19 protein-coding genes are annotated in these 18124 nt (G+C 61.7%); 7 read left to right on the forward strand and 12 right to left on the reverse strand.

Features of this window, described 5'->3' with window-relative positions; genetic code table 11:
* Positions 1-427: 427 nt before the first annotated feature.
* Positions 428-637, forward strand: a complete 210-nt coding sequence (locus H281_RS0129170; protein ID WP_020070665.1) for a DUF1059 domain-containing protein — start codon at positions 428-430, stop codon at positions 635-637.
* A 117-nt stretch (positions 638-754) separates the two neighbouring features.
* Here H281_RS0129170 and H281_RS0129175 read toward each other — a convergent pair whose 3' ends face one another.
* Complete coding sequence (locus H281_RS0129175; RefSeq protein WP_013589753.1) at positions 755-1075, reverse strand: type II toxin-antitoxin system HicA family toxin; 321 nt, start codon at positions 1073-1075, stop codon at positions 755-757.
* Between the two features lie 384 nt (positions 1076-1459).
* Here H281_RS0129175 and H281_RS0129180 point away from each other — a divergent pair, with 384 nt between their 5' ends.
* Positions 1460-2302 (forward strand): class I SAM-dependent methyltransferase, encoded by an 843-nt coding sequence (locus tag H281_RS0129180; RefSeq protein WP_020070666.1) that lies wholly within the window; start codon positions 1460-1462, stop codon positions 2300-2302.
* Between the two features lies 1 nt (position 2303).
* On the opposite strand, the gene H281_RS0129185 is transcribed toward H281_RS0129180, so the two are convergent.
* The gene (locus tag H281_RS0129185) at positions 2304-2858 is read right to left on the reverse strand and encodes a DUF1415 domain-containing protein (RefSeq protein ID WP_020070667.1); all 555 of its coding nucleotides are present in this window, start codon (positions 2856-2858) and stop codon (positions 2304-2306) included.
* Between the two features lie 212 nt (positions 2859-3070).
* Complete coding sequence (locus H281_RS0129190; protein WP_020070668.1) at positions 3071-3739, reverse strand: TetR/AcrR family transcriptional regulator; 669 nt, start codon at positions 3737-3739, stop codon at positions 3071-3073.
* 151 nt (positions 3740-3890) lie between these two features.
* Between H281_RS0129190 and H281_RS0129195 the strand changes: the two genes are divergently transcribed.
* Both H281_RS0129195 and H281_RS0129200 read left to right on the forward strand, forming a co-directional pair.
* On the forward strand, positions 3891-5174 hold the full coding sequence (locus H281_RS0129195) for an MFS transporter (RefSeq protein ID WP_020070669.1): 1284 nt from the start codon (positions 3891-3893) through the stop codon (positions 5172-5174).
* 155 nt (positions 5175-5329) lie between these two features.
* Positions 5330-5923 carry a nitroreductase family protein gene (locus tag H281_RS0129200; RefSeq protein ID WP_020070670.1) on the forward strand — a complete coding sequence of 198 codons (594 nt, stop codon included), beginning with the start codon at positions 5330-5332 and terminating at the stop codon, positions 5921-5923.
* A 70-nt stretch (positions 5924-5993) separates the two neighbouring features.
* Here the strand turns inward: H281_RS0129200 and H281_RS0129205 are convergent, their stop codons facing one another.
* Positions 5994-7469: an MFS transporter gene (locus tag H281_RS0129205; protein WP_020070671.1), complete on the reverse strand. Its 1476-nt coding sequence runs from the start codon at positions 7467-7469 to the stop codon at positions 5994-5996.
* Between the two features lie 221 nt (positions 7470-7690).
* On the opposite strand from H281_RS0129205, the gene H281_RS0129210 reads away from it, so the two are divergent.
* On the forward strand, positions 7691-8941 hold the full coding sequence (locus tag H281_RS0129210) for an Hsp70 family protein (protein WP_020070672.1): 1251 nt from the start codon (positions 7691-7693) through the stop codon (positions 8939-8941).
* Between the two features lie 114 nt (positions 8942-9055).
* Here the strand turns inward: H281_RS0129210 and H281_RS0129215 are convergent, their stop codons facing one another.
* The gene (locus H281_RS0129215; RefSeq protein ID WP_007180251.1) at positions 9056-9259 is read right to left on the reverse strand and encodes a cold-shock protein; all 204 of its coding nucleotides are present in this window, start codon (positions 9257-9259) and stop codon (positions 9056-9058) included.
* 428 nt (positions 9260-9687) lie between these two features.
* On the opposite strand from H281_RS0129215, the gene H281_RS0129220 reads away from it, so the two are divergent.
* Entirely contained in the window at positions 9688-11283 is a 1596-nt protein-coding gene (locus H281_RS0129220) for an APC family permease (protein WP_020070673.1), read from the forward strand.
* A gap of 130 nt (positions 11284-11413) precedes the next feature.
* Here H281_RS0129220 and H281_RS0129225 read toward each other — a convergent pair whose 3' ends face one another.
* The 7 genes from H281_RS0129225 to H281_RS0129255 all read right to left on the reverse strand — a co-directional run bounded on the left by H281_RS0129225 (position 11414) and on the right by H281_RS0129255 (position 17645).
* Positions 11414-12199: a DODA-type extradiol aromatic ring-opening family dioxygenase gene (locus H281_RS0129225; protein WP_020070674.1), complete on the reverse strand. Its 786-nt coding sequence runs from the start codon at positions 12197-12199 to the stop codon at positions 11414-11416.
* A gap of 214 nt (positions 12200-12413) precedes the next feature.
* Positions 12414-13013 (reverse strand): UbiX family flavin prenyltransferase, encoded by a 600-nt coding sequence (locus H281_RS0129230; RefSeq protein WP_020070675.1) that lies wholly within the window; start codon positions 13011-13013, stop codon positions 12414-12416.
* A gap of 40 nt (positions 13014-13053) precedes the next feature.
* Positions 13054-13365 (reverse strand): Grx4 family monothiol glutaredoxin, encoded by a 312-nt coding sequence (grxD, locus tag H281_RS0129235; protein ID WP_006052757.1) that lies wholly within the window; start codon positions 13363-13365, stop codon positions 13054-13056.
* 138 nt (positions 13366-13503) lie between these two features.
* Positions 13504-14373: a peptide chain release factor N(5)-glutamine methyltransferase gene (gene prmC, locus H281_RS0129240; RefSeq protein ID WP_020070676.1), complete on the reverse strand. Its 870-nt coding sequence runs from the start codon at positions 14371-14373 to the stop codon at positions 13504-13506.
* A gap of 6 nt (positions 14374-14379) precedes the next feature.
* The gene (prfA, locus tag H281_RS0129245) at positions 14380-15462 is read right to left on the reverse strand and encodes a peptide chain release factor 1 (RefSeq protein ID WP_027805050.1); all 1083 of its coding nucleotides are present in this window, start codon (positions 15460-15462) and stop codon (positions 14380-14382) included.
* 120 nt (positions 15463-15582) lie between these two features.
* Positions 15583-16869, reverse strand: a complete 1287-nt coding sequence (gene hemA / locus H281_RS0129250) for a glutamyl-tRNA reductase (RefSeq protein ID WP_020070678.1) — start codon at positions 16867-16869, stop codon at positions 15583-15585.
* Positions 16870-16934: 65 nt separating this feature from the next.
* Positions 16935-17645 carry a response regulator transcription factor gene (locus H281_RS0129255; RefSeq protein ID WP_020070679.1) on the reverse strand — a complete coding sequence of 237 codons (711 nt, stop codon included), beginning with the start codon at positions 17643-17645 and terminating at the stop codon, positions 16935-16937.
* A gap of 200 nt (positions 17646-17845) precedes the next feature.
* Between H281_RS0129255 and H281_RS0129260 the strand changes: the two genes are divergently transcribed.
* The gene (locus tag H281_RS0129260; RefSeq protein WP_020070680.1) at positions 17846-18109 is read left to right on the forward strand and encodes a hypothetical protein; all 264 of its coding nucleotides are present in this window, start codon (positions 17846-17848) and stop codon (positions 18107-18109) included.
* Positions 18110-18124: the final 15 nt, after the last annotated feature.

Raw genomic sequence — 18124 nt, forward strand, 5'->3', positions numbered from 1 at the left:
AACGCCCAAACGCCCAAACGCCCAAACGCCCAAACGCCCAAACGCCCAAACGCCCAAACGCCCAACGTCCGCAGCCAGCAGCCCGAAAAAAGCGCTCAACCCCCAACACCCCACAAGGCCCGCTATTTTCACACCGCATCCAGCGCGGAGCAAACGCACCTGTCGCCAACGGGGCGTCAGAACGCTACATTCAGGCGCGCTTGCCCCCGGGCTCGTCCGCTCCACGGCTTTGTTATTCAGCATCGCCAACTATAATTTTTGGACACCTTCCATTGGGCGCGTTCGTGTCATTCCCCGCGTCATTCCCGCGTCAATACAAGCGACCGTGCTGTCCGGGCGCCGCGTGCCGTGGCATCGGGAGCGGTGCGCTTCGGTTTGAGCCTTGTGCCAGCGTGGATGGTCATACATATCGATCAAGGAGACTGCCATGACCCGCAAATACATCGACTGCCGCGAGTTCCCGAGCGAAACGAACTGCACGGTCGCCCTGTCGGCGGATAACGAAGACGAGCTGCTCAACGCAGCCGTGCAACATGCCGTCAGCGTGCACAAACACGACGACTCGCCCGAACTGCGCCAGCAATTGAAGTCGCTCTTCCACGAAGGCACGCCGCCGGTGGAAGCGCCGCGCGCATGAATCGAGTGTTCTGGAAGAAGGAGCCACCGCGGTGACTCGCAGGGGAGGCGAGCGGCAAATGGCCGTTCGCGCGAGTCGCCGTGTGGGTTCGATATGTCCGCGATTCCTCGCCGGACCTTAGCTCGGATAAGCCTCGTCTACCTTGAGGCCCGCAAGCTTGAAGATGACCCGCAGCGTTTGCGGCTTGATATCGCGCCGTGAAGCAAGCGTCGTCATCACGAAGTCGAGCACTTTCGCGTATTTGAGCAATGTCAGACACGTTTCCATGTCGACGCTCCCGTCCCGCATGACTTCCGCGAGACGCAGCATTTCGGTGGAGATGTCGCGGGCCATCTCGAGTTCGAGCTGCTGCTTTTCCGACCAGGCGGGCATGGCAGTGAGCTTCGCCATCATTTCCTGGAACTTCTGTTCGACGTTTCCGTTGGGTACCGTATCCATTGCTGCCTCTTCTATTATCCGGGCGCACGTTCAGTTGAGATCGCGGCGCGCTGCCGGTGACGTAACGTTCGGCCCATGTCACTGGGCCGCCCTCCCCACTTGCATAAGATCGTGTGTCCGTTACCACGACCGACAGCTTATTGTTATAGGCACCACGGCTTACGTTCTTGGGACTCGGGCGGCGCGAATCGGTTTCTGCGCCGTGCGTAAATGTCCCGCGTCGTGCCTTTGTTAGCAGGAAGTGTTCCAAGATTGGTGCACTTCCTGCAGGTTTTTCGCGGCTCTTCGGTGAGCGGGCCGCGGTTTGGGTAAACTGGCAGCAACTTCTTCCTTTTTCCGTCACCTGACGCACGTTCGCGTCGCAATTGACGCCGGTCCCCCACGATGTCCAGCAAAACCCACGAAATCCGACCGAACCAGTCCATCGAATTGCTCAAGGAGCTCCACATCCTGACGCGCGACGGCAAGATGAACCAGGACAGCCGCCGCAAGCTCAAGCAGGTCTACCATCTGTTCCAGTTCATCGAGCCGCTCCTCAAGGATCTGAAGGACCAGCAGGGGGCAATCACCCTTGTCGATCACGGCGCGGGCAAGTCATATCTAGGTTTTATCCTGTATGACCTGTTCTTCAAGGAATTTCAGGATGCCGCAGGTGGGGCGTCGCACATTTACGGCATCGAAACGCGCCAGGAGCTTGTCGCGCGGTCGGAGGAGCTGGCGGCGCGCCTCGGCTTCAAGGGTATGTCGTTCGTGAATTTGTCGGTAGCGGAATCTATTACGTCCGACCGCTTGCCGTCGCGCATCGATATCGTTACCGCACTGCATGCCTGCAATACCGCAACGGACGACGCGATTCGATTCGCCCTCGAAAAGAACGCAAAATATATCGTGGTCGTGCCGTGCTGCCAGGCTGAGGTGGCGGGCGTTTTGCGTCAGAATAAAAGTAAATCGCTCGCCAGTGCGTTGACGGAAATCTGGCGGCATCCATTACATACGCGGGAATTCGGCAGCCAGATTACGAATGTGCTGCGCTGTCTTCAGTTGGAAGCGCACGGTTATCAGGTCAGCGTAACCGAACTGGTCGGATGGGAACATTCGATGAAAAACGAGCTGATCATCGCCCAATTCAAGGACCTGCCGCGGCGACGCCCGGCGGAGCGGCTCAACGAGGTCATGCAGACGCTCGGTATCGAGGAATTGAAAGAGCGATTCTTCGTTCCTGCTTGAATCACGTTTTCATTAATTTATTCCAGCCGACGAGCCCGATTCGCCGAAGCGTTTCCTGATTGCGCTCATAAATGGCTTCCGGATCGGGAAATGCCTGAACTGCGCGTTCAATACTCTCTTCTCTGAGTAGATGAAAAATCGGATAGGGCGCGCGGTTGGTGTAATTCTCGATATCGTCGGGCTCGGTGCCTTCAAACTGATAAGCCGGGTGAAAGCTGGCAATCTGGATAATGCCAGTCAGGCGAAGCTGCTTCAGCATTCTTTCTGCGAAGAACAACGCATCGTTATATTGCAGAAAATCTTCTAGCGCCTGAGGCACGATCAACAGCGTGGTATCCACCGCGGCGGGGTCGCTGGCGGCGAGACCGTTGAGTTCGGTTTCGAGGTCGGCTAGCACACCTTCCAGACCGGTCGCGGCGCTAACCGCGTAGCGGATTTGTCCCTTCACATGGACGGCCTTTGCGAACGGACACAGATTGAGTCCGATTACGGCTTCCGTCAGCCAGTGACGGGTGGCGGCAACGACAGCGTCGTGCGATTCGGAGGACAACGTCATGGCAGGCTGCGAAAAGGGAAAAGACGGCAAAGAGCCATTTTAACGGTGCGTGCGCCACGCCAGTGCGCGACTGCGTCGGGCAACGCTGCGGAACGAAGCGGGAGAGCAAACGGCAGAACGAAACGGCAGAACGAAGCCGCGAAAGAGCCGAAGCCGGGCCAGACCCAAGCCATATAAAGGCCAAACCCCAAGTCGAACCAACCCGCGGCCGACTAACGCCCCGTTTTCACGCCACACGCGGCGGCAATAAGCTGCGCGGCGGCTTTCGGCGCGGCGAGCACCGGACTCGATCCAGCACGGTAGGTCTGACTCGCCGCATACACGCCCTCGATCAGCAAAGCCAGGGAGCTGGCGAGCATCTCAGGATCGTCGGCGCCGGCGGCGGTTGCTAACTCCGTCAGGCGTGCCAGCAACCGCTCCTTGTTCCGGAACACGAATTGCCGTGCAGGATGCACGGTATCGGGGAACTCCACCGCGACGTTCACGAACGGACAGCCGCGATAGCCTTCCGCCGACGCCCGCGCGGCGAGATCGTCGAAATATTGCTGCAGCTGCTTTGCGGGGTCTCCGGAGTGTTTCGCGAAGCTCGTCTCGACGTAGCCGAAGAACTGAGCGTCTTTGCGCTCCAAATATGCCATCACCAGATCGTCTTTCGACGAGAACTGGCGATACAGACTCATCTTGTTCACGCCGGCGCGCTCGACGACCGCATCGACGCCGACCGCGCGCACGCCTTCACGGTAAAACAGTTCATCCGCCGCGCGGAGCAGATGCTGTTGCGCCTCCGGCCCAGTTGTGTGGCCACCGCGTGCTCGCCGCGAGCGGGACGAAGCCGGATTTCCCGCCGTAGAGCCTCGCTTGGAGCTTTCGCTGTCAGACATGGGTGCTCCCGAATTCAATTGACGCCTTGACATGTTACCGACCGGTAACTAACATCGCAACACCATTGTGACTGATCTGTCACAAGTCCCTTACCGAAACCGTAACAATGCGAACGGCGCGGCGAGTCTGACGACGCCGACAGGAGAGCCGATGAACTGGGCAGCGAGACTGATAGGCAGGCGTTTTCACTACGGCTGGTTGACGGTGGCCGTGGTGTTTCTGGTGCTTCTGGCGGCGGCGGGCACGCGCGCAACACCGAGCGTGATGATGGTTCCGCTCGAGCATCAGTTTGGCTGGAGCCGCGGCACGATTTCGCTGGCAATCTCGGTCAACATCGCGCTATACGGGCTAATGGGGCCGTTTGCGGCGGCGGCGATGCAGCGTTTCGGCGTGCGCCCCACGCTGCTGATTGCGCTCGGCACCATGGCGGCGGGCGTCGCTTTGTCGTCACTCATGACGCACCCTTGGCAGATGATCCTCATCTGGGGCGTGATGGTTGGCGGTTCGACGGGCGTGGCAGCGCTGTCGTTGTCGGCGACGGTCGTGACACGCTGGTTCACCACGCATCGCGGACTCGTCATGGGGATTCTGACCGCCAGTTCCGCGACCGGCCAACTCGTGTTCCTGCCGATGCTCGCGGCCATCGTCGAGCACTACGGCTGGCGCCAGGTGGTGTGGGTCGTCGCGGCGGTTGCGGCGATCGTGCTGCCGCTGGTTGCGTTCCTGCTGCCGGAGCGGCCGTCCGACGTCGCGCTGCGCCCTTATGGCGAGCCGCACGACGCGCCGGTGAGCGCGACGGCGACAAAACAGAATCCGCTTGCGATCGCCTTCGGCACACTCGCCATGGCGAGCAAAACACGCGATTTCTGGCTGCTGTTCTTCAGCTTTTTCATTTGCGGGGCGAGCACGAACGGCTACGTCGGCACGCACCTGATTGCGATGTGCGGCGACTACGGCATGTCGGAAGTGCAGGGCGCGTCGCTGCTTGCCGCGATGGGCATTTTCGATCTGTTCGGCACGACGCTCTCCGGCTGGCTCTCCGACCGCTTCAATAGCCGCGTGCTGCTGTTCTGGTACTACGGTCTGCGCGGCTTGTCGCTCATGTATCTGCCGCACGCTTTTGGCATCGACTTTTTCGGATTGCCGCTCTTCGCTGTGTTTTACGGGCTCGACTGGATTGCGACCGTCCCGCCGACCGTGCGTCTCGCGACTGACGTCTACGGCAAGGAGGCGGCTCCCGTGGTGTTTGGCTGGGTCGTCGCCGGGCATCAACTCGGGGCGGCGTTCGCGGCGCTCGGCGCGGGCATGCTGCGCGCGAGCCTCGGTACGTACACCGTGGCGTCGATGATTTCCGGCGGTCTGTGCCTCGTGGCCGCCGTCATCGTGTTGCGTATCAATCGTCCCGCCAAGGCGCCGCAGCCGCAGGCGGCCTAGACCGGTTACACGGAAAGACGCGGCAGCGCCCGCGCCTTTCCACGCTACGGAAAATCTATCCGCTCGCTTCATGCAGCGCGCGCGCCGAACCCCGGTTATGCTATGTGACCTTCGGGCAGCCGCCCGCGATCATGAATTTCTACCGAGAGAAGCGCATGGCCCACAAACCCGCCCCTTCCGCAGTTGCCATTCACGAGCTGATTGCCGGTCGCTGGAGCCCGCGCGCGTATTCGAGCGAGCCGGTGAGCCGCGAGAATCTGCACGCTGTGCTGGAAGCGGCACGCTGGGCACCTTCGTCGTATAACGCTCAACCGTGGCGTTTTCTTGTGTTCGATCGCAGCGTCGACGAAGTCGCGTTCAAGCAGGCGTTCGCCACCCTCGTGCCGTTCAACCAGGCCTGGAACGCGCCCGCGCCCGTGCTGATCGCCGTTACCACACTCACGCGCACGAGCAAGGGCGAGGTGAACCGCTGTGCTCAGTACGACGCAGGCGCGGCCGCCATGGCTCTGGTGTTGCAGGCGCACGCGCTCGGCCTCGCCGCGCATCAGATGAGCGGCTTCGACCCGAACGCATTCCGCAAGGCTTTTGACCTGCCGAACGACGTTGAACCGATCGCCTTCATCTCGTTGGGCCATTTCGGCGATGTCGAGAAGCTTGATCCGGTTTTGCGCGAACGCGAAAAGTCGGTGCGGCAGCGTCTGCCGTTGGCGGAAATCGCCTACGGCGGCGGCTGGAAGAAGGCGTTCTGAGCGGGTCTGTCAGCTTCAACCGTTTTACAGGAACGCGCGGCGCAGACCGCGCGTTTTTGCGTCGACGTGTCTACGGCGCGTCGTCGGTTACGCTCGAAAGCGGCGCCGCCACATGTTCGAGAGATTTGCGCTCCGCGTCCACGCCCCACACTGCCGCGATCACGGCCGCCGCGAGCATCAGCGCCGACCCGACCAGGTAGCCCGAAAAGACTTCGCTGCGTTGATGCGTGTCGATCAACCGTCCGAAGAAGGCCGGCCCGGCGATCCCGCCGAGCGCCGTGCCGAACGCATAGAACACGGCAATCGCGAGCGCGCGGATCTCCAGCGGAAATGATTCACTGACTGTCAGATAGGCTGAACTTGCCGCGGCGGACGCGAAAAAGAAAATCACCATCCACGCGATCGTCTGGGTGACGACCGTCAGCATGTGTTGCTCGAAAAGGTAGCCGCTGACTGTCAGCAGAATCGCCGAAATAGCGTAGGTCGACGCGATCATCTTGCGCCGCCCGATCACGTCGAAGAGCCGGCCAAGAAGCAACGGTCCGAGAAAATTCCCGAGCGCAAAAGGCAGCAAATACCAGCCGATGTGGTCGCCCGGCACGCCGTAGAAATCCGTCAGCACCAGCGCATAGGTGAAAAAGATCGCGTTGTAGAAAAACGCCTGCGCGGTCATCAGCGACAGGCCGACCAGCGCTCGCCGCCGGTGCAGATTGAACAACGTGTGGAACACTTCGCGCAGCGGCGTGTGTCCGCGCGCGCGCAGGCGCAGACGCGCGAGGCCATGCGTGGAAAGCGTGTGGCCTTCGTTACGAAAGCGCGTTTCGATTCCGTCGACGATAGCGTGCGCGTCGCGCTCGTTGCCGTGGGTGAGCAGCCAGCGCGGGCTTTCCGGCACCCAGATACGCATTGGCAGCACGATCAGCGCGAGCGCCGCGCCGATGAAAAAGCACGCACGCCAGCCCCAGTCACCGGGCACCACGTGAGGGTCGAGCAGAATTAGCGAGCCCGCCGCGCCGAGCCCGGCGCCGACCCAGAAGGTGCCGTTGATCGCCAGATCGACCCAGCCGCGCACGCGAGGCGGCGTGAATTCCTGGATCGTCGAATTGATTGCGGTGTATTCGCCGCCAATGCCCGCGCCCGTCAAAAAACGGAACAGCAGGAAACTGGCGAGATTCCACGAAACCGCGGTCGCAGCGGTCGCGGCGAGATACAGCCCCAGCGTAATGAAAAACAGTTTTCGACGGCCCAGCCGGTCCGTGAGCCAGCCAAACCCGAGCGCGCCAAGAACGGCGCCGGCGATGTAAGCGCTGCCGGCGAGGCCCACGTCCGCATTGGTGAAACGCAGCGCCGGGCTCGCCTTCAGCGCGCTCGCGACCGCCCCGGCTAGTGTCACTTCGAGTCCGTCGAGCAGCCATGTCACCCCTAGCGCCAGGACGATCAGCGTGTGAAAACGCCCCCAGGGCAGTCGGTCGAGCCGCGACGGCAAATCGGTTTCGATGGTCGCTGTTGTTTTGCGCTCGGCATCGGCGACAGGCGGCGCGCTCATTGCTGATGGTCTCCTTGATGGCGATATTTTGCGGCGACACTTTGCCGGTAGATCAGGTTGAGTCAGCGCCGAATCGGGCACTCAGGCAGCAGGAGGCAGCAATTTGTATTCCGCAACGGCCCGCTTGCGCTTCTATTGGCAAGTTGATGCTGATCCGGCTTTCGTGATACAAAGCCGCTCCCCCTTCCTGTCCGCGCCAGCCGTTAGCGGCGATTCCTGCCATGAACTATTGCGCGATTGACTTCGGTACTTCCAATTCGGCCGTAGCCGTTCCCGACGGCGCTGCGCTGAGGCTCGCGCCGGTCGAAGGCGCCTACACGACGCTGCCCACGTCCGTTTTCTTCAATACCGACGAGGACACGCGCGAATTCGGGCGCGCGGCGCTTGCGGCGTACATCGACGGTTTCGACGGCCGGCTGATGCGCTCGATGAAAAGCATTCTGGGCTCGCCGCTTGCCGACAACTCGACCGATCTCGGCGACGGCTCCGCGATCAAGTACACCGATGTGATTGCGATTTTCCTCGACCATCTGAAGCGCTCCGCGGAAAAAAGCGCCGGGGCGCCGATCGATCGCGCGGTGCTGGGGCGCCCGGTGTTCTTCGTCGACGACGATCCGCGCGCCGATCAGATGGCGCAAAAGCAGCTCGAAGCGGCGGCGCGCGCGGTCGGTTTGCGGGACATTCACTTTCAGTTTGAGCCGATCGCCGCCGCATTCGACTACGAATCGCGTCTCACGCGAGAAGGGCTGGTGCTGGTGGCCGACATCGGCGGCGGTACATCGGACTTTTCGCTGGTGCGCGTCGGCCCCGAGCGGATGAAGCGGGTGGAGCGTAAGGACGACGTGCTTGCTCACCACGGTGTGCACGTCGCGGGCACGGACTTCGACCGCCGCGTCGAATTAACGACCATTCTGCGCGAACTCGGCTATCAGACGCTCGATCCGGAAGGCCGCGAGATTCCAAACCGCGTCTATTTCGATCTGGCGACCTGGCATCTGATCAACACCGTATATGCGCCGAAGCGCGTCAGCGAGCTGGGGCTCATGCGGCACCTGTTCACCGAGGTCAAGCACCATGACCGCTTGATGCGCGTGGTGGAGCGGCGCCTTGGGCATGCGCTCGCGGCGCACGCGGAAGAAGCGAAGATTGGCGTCGCGGCGGGCGGCGAAACCGTGATCGACCTCGACGAAGTGGAGGACGATCTGCGTCTTGCATTCGACGAAGCTCAGCTTATCGAAGCGGGTCAGGAAGAAACACGCCGCATCGTGGCGGCTGCGCGCGACACGGTGCAGGCGGCCGGTGTTTCGATCCGCGACGTAAGCGCGATTTACTTCACGGGCGGCTCGACGGGGCTCGCGTTTCTATCCGGCGCATTGGCGCAGGCTTTTCCGGATGCAGAAGCAGTATTCGGCGATCGTCTTGCGAGTGTCGCAACGGGACTCGGTATTCACGCGCAACGCGTGTTCGGATAACCGGAAATCACCGCTCGCATACTGCGAAGATAATCACCGCTTGCAATGGAGACTGATATAAAAAAACCCCGCCTTGGCGGGGTTTTTTGCGTCCAGAAGGAAGCAGCGTAGCGCTTACACCGGCTTGATGTTCGCAGCTTGCTTGCCCTTCGGGCCCGTCTTCACTTCAAACGTGACCTTTTGGTTCTCTTGCAGCGTCTTGAAGCCTTCCGTGCGGATTTCCGAGAAATGCGCGAACAGATCTTCGCCGCCGCCGTCAGGCGTGATAAAGCCGAAGCCCTTTGCGTCATTGAACCACTTGACGGTACCGGTTTCCATATTACTTGTTCCTAAAGATGGTAAATAAGGCCGAAGCCCAATGGGTGCATGAAAATCAAGGAAGGGGGTAATGGGACCAACCGGAGTACCGTTGATGGGCGAACTACGAAAGACCAATTCACTCGCCGCTTGAAATCCTGCCCGAACGTTATACGGCGATTTCGAGAGAAGGTCAACACTCGGGCGGCAACTTTACAAAAATTCGCGATAGCGCAATGAAAAGTTGCTTACAAACCTTGCTGGACGGGCGTCTTTTTTGCTAGGGAGAACCCTGAGTTTCACTGCAGGCTCCGGGTGCAACCGTTAAACTACGCGCCCGCGCCGGTTGCACCTATGGATAACCGCCGCGCATACATGCGTGTCACCCGTTTTCAGCGCCACGAGCGCCGGTCGTAGGGTGCCGACATGGTTCTGAAACAGGAGAAGACGTGAAAAGTTCTATACAACGGAACATCGGGCCGTTCGCACTCATGCTGACCGGCCTGGGTTCGATCATCGGCTCCGGCTGGCTGTTCGGCGCCTGGAAAGCCGCGAAAATCGCGGGCCCGGCATCGATCTGCGCGTGGATTATCGGCGCTGTCGTAATTCTGGCTATTGCACTGACCTACGCCGAACTCGGCGCCATGTTTCCGGAGTCCGGCGGGATGGTGCGTTACGCCCGGTATTCGCACGGCGCGCTGGTCGGTTTCATTAGTGCATGGGCCAACTGGATCGCCATTGTTTCGGTGATTCCGATCGAAGCCGAGGCATCCATTCAATACATGAGCACGTGGCCGTACGAGTGGGCGCACGCGTTATTCGTCGACGGCTCATTAACTACGAACGGGCTGCTGCTCTCGGCGGCCCTCGTGATCATTTACTTCCTGCTGAACTACTGGGGCGTGAAACTCTTCGCGCGCGCCAACTCGGCGATCACGATCTTCAAGTTCCTGATTCCGGGCGCGACGATTCTCGGCCTCATGCTGACCGGCTTTCACAAGGAAAACTTCGGCGAAACCAGCACGTTCGCGCCGTATGGCTGGTCGGCTGTGCTGACCGCGGTTGCGACGAGCGGCATCGTGTTCGCGTTCAACGGTTTCCAGAGCCCGATCAACCTTGCCGGTGAAGCGCGCAATCCGGCCAAGAGCGTGCCGTTTGCGGTGATCGGCTCGATTCTGCTCGCGCTCGTGATCTACGTGCTGCTGCAGGTCGCGTACATCGGCGCGGTGAGCCCCGCCGACGTAATGAAGGGCTGGAGCCACTTCAACTTCGCTTCGCCGTTCGCGGAACTGGCGATCGCGCTGAATCTGAACTGGCTGGCCATTCTGCTGTACGTCGACGCGTTCGTCAGCCCGAGCGGCACCGGCACGACCTACATGGCGACCACCACGCGCATGATCTACGCGATGGAGCGCAACAACACCATGCCGAAGATCTTCGGCAACGTGCATCCGTTCTACGGCGTGCCGCGGCCGGCGATGTGGTTCAACCTGCTGGTCTCGTTCATCTTCCTGTTCTTCTTCCGCGGCTGGAGTTCGCTCGCGGCGGTGATTTCCGTTGCGACCGTGATTTCGTACCTGACAGGCCCGATCAGCCTGATGGCGCTGCGCCGCGCGGCGACCGACCTCGAGCGCCCGCTGCATATCCCGGGCATGCAGGTGATCGCACCGTTCGCGTTCGTGTGCGCATCGCTGATTCTCTATTGGGCCAAATGGCCGCTGACGGGCGAGATCATCCTGTTGATGGTTGTCGCGCTGCCCGTGTACTTCTACTTCCAGGCGAAGTCCGGTTTTGCCGGCTGGGGCCGCGATCTGAAGGCGGCATGGTGGCTGGTCGCCTATCTGCCGATAATGGCGATTCTGTCGCTGATCGGCAGCAAGGAGTTCGGCGGCCACGGCATCCTGCCGTACGGCTGGGACATGCTGGTCGTGATTGCATTCTCGCTCGTGTTCTATTACTGGGGCGTGCACAGCGGCTACCGCTCGGAGTATCTGGAAGAGCGTCAGACGCACGACGAAGTGCTCGAGGGAATCGGCGCGCATTAAGACGCTGCCCGGGCCGTTCAAGGTCCTGCATGACGTAAAAAACCCCGCCTGAGTTCTGCTCAGGCGGGGTTTTTCGTTTTGCAGCGGTTTGCCTGGTCTGCGCTTGCGGCGCGTGCGGCCATGTCGCTGCTCAGGCTGTTCCAAACACGTAGTTCGTCATGGCAAGCGAACGCTGATACGTGCCGAGCGATTGAATCGTCAGCGAATAATCGTCGTCGGCCGCGCCGAGCGCTGCGAACACCGGCAGGAGGTGCTCGTCGGTCGGATGCATCAACACGGCGTGCGGCGCCTGACGGCGGTAGTCGAGCAAAGCGTCGATGTCATGCGCGGCGAGCCTCGCTTCGAACCAGTCGGTGAACTCGGCGACGCGCGGATCTGCATCTTCGGGTCGCGCGGAGAAATCTGCGGCGCGCAGATTGTGCGTGATCTGTCCGGAGCCGATCACCATCACGCCTTGCTGCCTGAGCGAGCGCAGCGCGCGGCCGACGCGAAAGTGATGTTCGGCGTCCAGGTGCGGCTGGATCGACAACTGGGCGACGGGCACGTCGGCTTCGGGGAACATCAGCAACATCGGCACCCATGCGCCGTGATCGAGTCCGTGCGGCTGTACGTCGGCGTGAATGCCGCTATCGCCGAGCAAAACTGCGGCACGTCGCGCGAGATTGGGCGCGCCCGGCGCCGGATACTGAATCTCATACAGCTGGCGCGGAAAACCGTAAAAGTCGTGGATGGTTTCAGGTTCTGTCGATGTGCTTGCGACCGGCTGCGCCGTGCCCCAATGGGCTGACAGCATCAACACGGCCTCAGGCCGCGCCAATTGCGAGCTGAGCACGCCGAATTCAGCGGACGGCAGCGACGGGTCGATCGGCAACGTCGGCGCGCCGTGGGAAAGAAAAAGCGACGGTAAGCGGTTCATGGCAGCAGGGCGCCGGGAGGCGCGCTCGAAAGTTCGGTTACTACCAATATAGAGCCGCACCGCTGTTTGATAAACGGCTCAAACCGGATTTGATTATCTTCCAGCGGTTGGTAATGATCGACCGCAAGCGCTGCGGGCCGTCATTCGAGGCAAGCGTGTCTGGAATCGTGAAAAGGTGCCCGCCGCATGCCCGCACGCGAAGGCCGGCCAGGAATTACTCGTCAGCGCCGCGCAGTCCCGCCCACGCAGGCGACAAGGCGGGCCCGAGCGCGAACAGATCGAGCACGCGGGAAACAGTGTGATCGACCATCTCGTCGATGGTGGCGGGTTGGTTGTAGAAAGCAGGCAAGGGCGGAAAAATCACGCCGCCCATTTCGGTGACCGCCGTCATATTGCGCAAATGCGCGAGATTGAACGGCGTTTCGCGCACCAGCAGCACGAGCCGGCGGCGCTCTTTGAGGGTGACGTCGGCGGCGCGGGTGATCAGATTGTCGGATAGACCGTGAGCGACGCTCGCGAGCGTTTTCATCGAACACGGCGCGACGATCATGCCGTCGGTCGCGAAAGAGCCGGACGCGATGCTCGCGCCGACGTCGCGCACCGAATGGACTACATCGGCGAGCGGATGGACGTCTTGCTTGCCCAGCTTCAACTCATGCTGAATGTTGAGCCACCCGGCGCTGGAGATCAGCAGATGGCTTTCAACGCCGCCGAGCTTGCGCAGCGTCTGCAGCAGACGAACGCCGTAAACGGCGCCCGTCGCGCCGGTGATCGCGACAATCAGCCGGCGGGGCGCCGCAGCGCGTGTTTCCATGGCTCGCGGCGCCTTCCAGGATCGGCTTTGAAGCAGACGGTCAGGCTGCAGCAAACAGTTGCTGCAATTCGCCCGATTCGTACATTTCCATCATGATGTCCGAGCCACCGACGAATTCGCCCTTCACGTAAAGCTGCGGAATGGTCGGCCAATTCGAGAACTGCTTGATGCCCTGGCGGACTTCGTCGTCTTCGAGCACGTTGACCGTCTTGAATTCATTGACGTTGCATGCCTTCAGAATCTGGATTGCGCGGCCCGAAAAGCCGCACATCGGGAACTGGGCGCTGCCCTTCATGAAGAGCACGACGTTGTTTTCGTCGACGATTTGCTTGATGCGTTGTTGCGTATCCATGACTGACCTTGCGGTTCCGGTATGTGTAGGGAATAGGCTGAAATGATAGCGGAAATCGCTTGCGCCGACCGACGGCCGCTTTGTCCATTTGCTCGTCGCGGCTATTGCGACGGCTGTGGCGGCTGACGCCAGGCTTTGTCAGTCAGAGAGCCGACCGCCGGTTATCCGCTCGATGCCTGCAAGATCGCGCTCCGATTGGACCTGCGTGAAACCTTGCGCGACCAGAAGCGCGCGCACGGCTTCAGCCTGATCGTAGCCGTGCTCCATCCACAGTAGGCCGTTTGCGGCAAGACGACGAGACGCGCCCGAGACGATCGCCCGGATCGCGCTGAGGCCGTCGGCTTCGTCGGTGAGCGCGCCGCGCGGTTCGTAGCGCAGATCGCCCTGCAAAAGATGCGGGTCGCCGCTCGCGATATACGGCGGATTGCTGACGATCACGTCGAACCGAAGTGCCTCGTCCAGCGAGTCGTACCAGTCGCTTTGTGCGAATGTCACAGCGCCGCCTGGCCGTTTCGGATCGAGCAGGCGCCCGGCGTTGCGCGAGGCGACGGCGAGTGCCTCCGCCGAACGGTCGAGCGCGCTGACCCGTGCGTCCGGACGCATCGACGCGATTGCCACCGCAATGGCGCCCGTGCCGGTGCCGAGATCGAGCACGCGCGGGCGTACGAGGTTCTCCATCGCGACGAGTGCCGTTTCGACCAGCAATTCGGTTTCGGGACGGGGAATCAGCACATGCGGCGTGACCTCGAAATCGAGCCCGAAAAATTCGCGGACGCCGACAAGTTGCGCCACCGGCTCGCCCGCTACGCGACGCGTTTGTAATGCCAGATAACGCTGAACCGATTCGCTGTCGAGCGCTTCGTCTGCGCGCGTGATCAATTGCGTTTGCCGCCAGCCGAGCACATGCGTGAGCAGAATCCGCGCTTCCAGCGACGGCAGCGGCGAGGCGCGCAACAGCGCGGCGGGCGTGGCCGCATTGTCGCGATCGGCTGGGGCGTTCGACGTCATGGATGCTTAGTCCGCGTCGCCAAGCGAAGCGAGCAACTCGGCCTGATGCTCGCTGACGAGTGCGCCGATCAGTTCGTCCAGATCACCGTCCATAATCGCGTCGAGGCGATACAGCGTCAGATTGATCCGATGGTCTGTCAGACGTCCTTGCGGGAAGTTGTAGGTGCGAATCCGCTCGGAGCGATCGCCCGAGCCGATCAGGCTCTTACGCGTAGCGGCTTCCTTTGCCTGCTGCTCGTGCGACTGCTTGTCCTTGATGCGAGCCGCCAGCACTTTCAATGCGCGGTCCTTGTTCTTGTGCTGCGAACGGTCGTCCTGACATTCGACGACGATCCCCGTCGGCAAGTGCGTAACGCGCACGGCCGAGTCCGTCTTGTTGATGTGCTGGCCGCCGGCGCCGGACGCGCGGAACGTGTCGATCCGCAGATCCGCCGGATTGATTTCAACCTCGCCGATTTCGTCCGCCTCCGGCATCACGGCAACCGTGCACGCGGAGGTGTGAATGCGGCCCTGCGTTTCCGTTGCCGGCACGCGCTGCACGCGGTGGCCGCCGGACTCGAACTTGAGCTTCGAATAGGCGGCTTCGCCAGCGATTCGCACGATCGCTTCCTTATAGCCGCCCAGGTCGGATTCGCTTGCCGACATCATCTCGACCTGCCAGCGATTACGCTCGGCATAACGCAGATACATGCGCAAAAGATCGCCGGCGAAGAGCGCGGACTCGTCGCCGCCCGTCCCCGCGCGAATTTCGAGGAAGATGTTGCGGTCGTCGTTCGGGTCTTTCGGCAGCAGCATTTTCTGCAGTTCGCCGCCGAGCTGTTCCATCCGCTCGCGGGCCGCGCGAATTTCCTCTTCCGCGAACTCGCGCATGGAAGCATCCGAGAGCAGTTCCTGCGCGGTGGCGGCGTCGTGCATGGCCTGGCGCCAGAGCGCGTATTGCTCGACAACCGGTCCGAGCTCGGCGTGTTCGCGCGTGAGCTTGCGATACTGGTCGAGGTTCGCTGTGATGTCCTCTCGGCTCAACAGGTCGTTAAGTTCGGCCAGCCGGGTAGTCAGCTGGTCGAGCTTGCGTTGCATGCTCGTTTTCATCAGGCGGGTATCGGAGCGGACTCCGGCAAGGACGACAACTAGGAAGTGGGCGGATGCCCAAGGGCAGAAGCACGTCGCGGGCCACTTGCGGGTGGCGCGGGACAGGCGGCACGCGCGCCGCTAACGCTCCGTGGAACCGGAGTGTTTGTAGAACCCGCTCATCAATTCGATGAGCGTGTCGCGGTTCTCGCCGCTCGCGCGGTTGAGCGCGTGGGTCGGACCGTGGATCAGTTTGTTGGTGAGCGCTTGCGAAAGCGCTTCAAGCACAGCGACAGGATCGTCGCCCCGCGCGAGCATTTTCTGCGCACGTTCGACTTCGGCCCGGCGCAGCACGTCGGCTTGCGTATGCATATGGCGGATCACCGGCACGATGCTGCGCGCTTCGAGCCACTGCATGAAGTTCTGCACGCGGGTTTCGATGATCGCTTCGGCCTGCGCAACGGCGGCCTGCCGCGACGCATTGCCTTCGCGGACGATCGCGCCGAGGTCGTCGACGGTATACAAGAACACGTCTTCAAGCTGACCGACTTCCGGTTCGATGTCACGCGGAACAGCCAGATCGACCATGAAAATTGGCCGATGGCGACGCGCTTTCACTGCGCGCTCCACTGCGCCGAGACCGATGATCGGCAACGTGGAAGCCGTGCACGACACAATGATGTCGAACTCGTGCATGCGAGTCGGCAGATCGGACAACGGAATGGCGCGTCCGTTGAAGCGCTCGGCGAGTCGCGTGCCGCGCTCAGCCGTGCGGTTGGCGACCACGAGTTCGCGCGGTTGCTGCGCGGCAAAGTGCGTCGCGCACAACTCGATCATTTCGCCGGCGCCGATAAACAGCACGCGCTGGTTCGATACCTTGTCGAAAATGCGCTGCGCCAGCCGGACCGCGGCGGCGGCCATGGAAACGGATTGCGCGCCGATCTCGGTCGTGCTCCGCACTTCCTTCGCAACCGCGAACGTGCGCTGGAACAACTGGTTCAGATAGGTGCCCAGCGCGCCAGCTTCGGATGCCGTGCGAACGGCATCCTTCATTTGTCCGACGATTTGCGTCTCGCCCAACACCATGGAATCCAGCCCCGAGGCAACCCGAAACGCGTGGCGCACGGCTTCGGACTGCGGCAACGCGTAGACGTGCGGCGCAAGTTCTTCGATGGGCAGGTTGTGATAACGGGACAGCCACTGGACCGCGGCTTCACGCACGGCCTGGTCGTCGGTCGCGCAGTAGAGTTCGGTGCGATTGCAGGTGGACAGAATCGCCGCTTCAGGCGCGGTGCGGGCCGTGGCTCCCAGCCAGACGCTTTTGAAAGTGTCCAGTGCGGGCTTGATCTGTTCGAGCGGAAACGCCACGCGTTCGCGCAAGGCGACAGGCGCAGTGTGGTGATTGATTCCGATCGTTAGGAGCTGCATTATGGGGAGCTATGGTTTAGCTCGATATTATAGCGTTTTCACGATTCTTACATTGTGACGCCCGCTCAGCCGGGCGCGGCGACTCCTTCCGGCGGGAATGCGTCCAGTTGATAGCCATAGCCGTAGAGCGGCGTTAGCGAATAGCCCAACTCCGGGCGCAGTTCCAGCTTTGAACGCACGCGCGACGCATGAGTGTCGACAGTGCGCGACTTTACGTCGCGGCGGCGCGCCCACACGGTTTCGAGGATATGCGCGCGCGACACGGGCCGCGACAGATTGGAGAACAGCAGCAGCGCGAAGCGGAATTCCTTCGGCGTCAGCGTGACCGTGCGGTGACGGAATGTCACGGCGAAGTTTCCGGTATCGAACGCATAGCCGCGGATTACGTCGTGCCGGCGATTGGGCGGCCGGCGCAGTCCCGCGCGCCGCAGCAGCGCGTCTACTCGCGCGAGCATCTCGGGGCCACGGACCGGTTTGGTCACGCAGTCGTCGGCGCCCGCGTGGAGCACGGCGACGATCTGGCTTTCGCGCGGCTCCGTCATCAGCACGATAACCGGCAGGCTCGGCAGGATCGCGCGGGCGTGCGCGATGACATCTTCGGCTGAGTGATCGCCGGCCCAGTTTTCGGTGATCAGCAAATCGAAGAACTGATCTGCGGCCTGTGCAAGGAAGGGGACGCTGGTAGTGAAGTGCTGACACACGTGGCCACCGGCGAAAACAAGCCGGGTGACCAGTTTGGCGTGACTTGTATCCGGCTCGATAAGGGCAATTCGCATGGGCGCGTTGAGCTCGACGACGGCCGGGAACCAGGCTTTTCCGTAAGGCCTATAGCTTGCCTAACGTCACCCCGACCCCTAAACTCAACCGCTGTGCGGAAAGCGCCGTGCTGATTTTTTGAGAAAGAGACAAAAATGCTAGCTGTCGTCGAGCCTCGCGCCCATGAGACAAATCCGAAACTGCGCGAGACCGGCCGCTAATGGGCTGGCCCGGAATCGTCGTGTTGGGGGCAGCAATCGGTATCGCGGGGTGGTGGTTGCATCCGCTGCGCCGCTTGAACCGCTCTAGCCGCGCCCGCTTGTGGGTGGCGGTGCTTGCCGGAATAGTGGGCGCGAGCGTCGCGCGCATGGCCGGCAATGTGATTGGCCTTTTCCATGACGGTGAGACGCTCGAATGGCCTGTTTGCACGGCCATCGCCATGATCGCTGTCGCCGTGACGGTCGGCTCGCTTTCCCGTCGATGAATATTTGCAGGTGAC

The sequence above is a fragment of the Paraburkholderia caledonica genome (assembly GCF_000383275.1).
In the GTDB taxonomy this organism is placed as follows: Bacteria; Pseudomonadota; Gammaproteobacteria; order Burkholderiales; family Burkholderiaceae; genus Paraburkholderia; species Paraburkholderia caledonica.